A 2,447-nucleotide genomic window follows, 5' to 3' on the forward strand; every position below is an offset into this window, starting at 1 on the left:
TTTTTTGACGATTCAACTCATGTGATTTCAAGTCTTTAAGAGCAAACGGTGGATGCCTTGGCATCTGGAGCCGAAGAAGGACGTAGCAATCTGCGATAAGCCTCGGGGAACTGATAAGCGAGTTTTGATCCGAGGGTGTCCGAATGGGGAAACCCCGCCAGGGCGCGTGCGTACCTGGTGACTCCCGCCTGAATATATAGGGCGGGTAGAGGGAACGTGGGGAAGTGAAACATCTCAGTACCCACAGGAAGAGAAAGCAAAAGCGATTCCGTGAGTAGTGGCGAGCGAAACCGGAAGAGGCTAAACCTAGCGTGTGTGATAGCCGGCAGGTGTTGCATGTTGGGGGTTGTGGGACTTTTCTGATTGTTCTGCCGAGCAGTCGACGTGACAAGAGGGTATAGACGAACGGTTTTGAATGGCCGGTCATAGAGGGTGCGAACCCCGTAGTCGAAATGCCTGTTCTTGGCGTGAAGAGTATCCCAAGTAGCACGGGGCCCGAGAAATCCCGTGTGAATCTGTCAGGACCACCTGATAAGCCTAAATACTCCCAGATGACCGATAGCGGACAAGTACCGTGAGGGAAAGGTGAAAAGTACCCCGGGAGGGGAGTGAAATAGTACCTGAAACCGTTTGCTTACAAACCGTTGGAGCCTCCTTAGTAGGGGTGACAGCGTGCCTTTTGAAGAATGAGCCTGCGAGTTAGCGATACGTGGCGAGGTTAACCCGTGTGGGGTAGCCGTAGCGAAAGCGAGTCTGAATAGGGCGTTTCAGTCGCGTGTCCTAGACCCGAAGCGAAGTGATCTATCCATGGCCAGGTTGAAGCGACGGTAAGACGTCGTGGAGGACCGAACCCACTTAGGTTGAAAACTGAGGGGATGAGCTGTGGATAGGGGTGAAAGGCCAATCAAACTTCGTGATAGCTGGTTCTCTCCGAAATGCATTTAGGTGCAGCGTTGCGTGTTTCTTGCCGGAGGTAGAGCTACTGGATGGCCGATGGGCCCTACAAGGTTACTGACGTCAGCCAAACTCCGAATGCCGGTAAGTGAGAGCGCAGCAGTGAGACTGTGGGGGATAAGCTTCATAGTCGAGAGGGAAACAACCCAGACCACCATCTAAGGTCCCTAAGCGCGTGCTAAGTGGGAAAGGATGTGGAGTTGCTTAGACAACCAGGAGGTTGGCTTAGAAGCAGCCACCCTTGAAAGAGTGCGTAATAGCTCACTGGTCAAGTGATTCCGCGCCGACAATGTAACGGGGCTCAAGCACGCCACCGAAGTTGTGGCATTGACATTTTTGGTAGGCCTTCGTGGTCCAGCCGTGTTGATGGGTAGGAGAGCGTCGTGTCGCGAGTGAAGCGGCGGGGTGACCCAGCCGTGGACGCGACACGAGTGAGAATGCAGGCATGAGTAGCGAAAGACGTGTGAGAAACACGTCCTCCGAAAGACCAAGGGTTCCAGGGTCAAGCTAATCTTCCCTGGGTAAGTCGGGACCTAAGGCGAGGCCGACAGGCGTAGTCGATGGACAACGGGTTGATATTCCCGTACCGGCGAAGAACCGCCCAAGCTAATCCAGTGGTGCTAAGAGTCCTAGCATGGAATGTTTCGGATCCCTTCGGGGTGATGTGCGTCTGTGTGAACGCTCGACCCCATGCTGGTGCGGCTAGCGTATTAACAGGTGTGACGCAGGAAGGTAGCCCAAGCCAGGCGATGGTAGTCCTGGTGCAAGTGCGTAGGCCGAGTGATAGGCAAATCCGTCACTCATTGAGGCTGAGACACGATGCGGATAAAAAGTGGGTGATCCTATGCTGCCGAGAAAAGCATCGACGCGAGGTTTTAGCCGCCCGTACCCCAAACCGACTCAGGTGGTCAGGTAGAGAATACCAAGGAGATCGAGAGAATCGTGGTTAAGGAACTCGGCAAAATGCCCCCGTAACTTCGGGAGAAGGGGGGCCATCCACTTATTAGGACTTGCTCCGAAAGGGTGTGGTGGCCGCAGAGACTAGTGGGTAGCGACTGTTTACTAAAAACACAGGTCCGTGCCAAGTCGCAAGACGATGTATACGGACTGACGCCTGCCCGGTGCTGGAAGGTTAAGAGGACCGGTTAGCCGTAAGGCGAAGCTGAGAATTTAAGCCCCAGTAAACGGCGGTGGTAACTATAACCATCCTAAGGTAGCGAAATTCCTTGTCGGGTAAGTTCCGACCTGCACGAATGGCGTAACGACTTCCCAACTGTCTCAACCGCGAACTCGGCGAAATTGCATTACGAGTAAAGATGCTCGTTACGCGCAGCAGGACGGAAAGACCCCGTGACCTTTACTACAGCTTGGTATTGGTGTTCGGTGTGGCTTGTGTAGGATAGGTGGGAGACTGTGAAGCGGACACGCCAGTGTTCGTGGAGTCATTGTTGAAATACCACTCTGGTCACTCTGGATATCTAACTTAGGACCGT

General features: G+C 53.7%; 1 rRNA gene. It reads left to right on the forward strand.

The features are described 5' to 3' along the window. Positions 1-25: 25 nt before the first annotated feature. Positions 26-2,447, forward strand: a 23S ribosomal RNA gene (locus tag AC3E6M_RS17025); the annotation flags it as partial.

The sequence above is a fragment of the Microbacterium sp. SCPM-O-B-15248 (M128) genome (genome assembly GCF_058214835.1).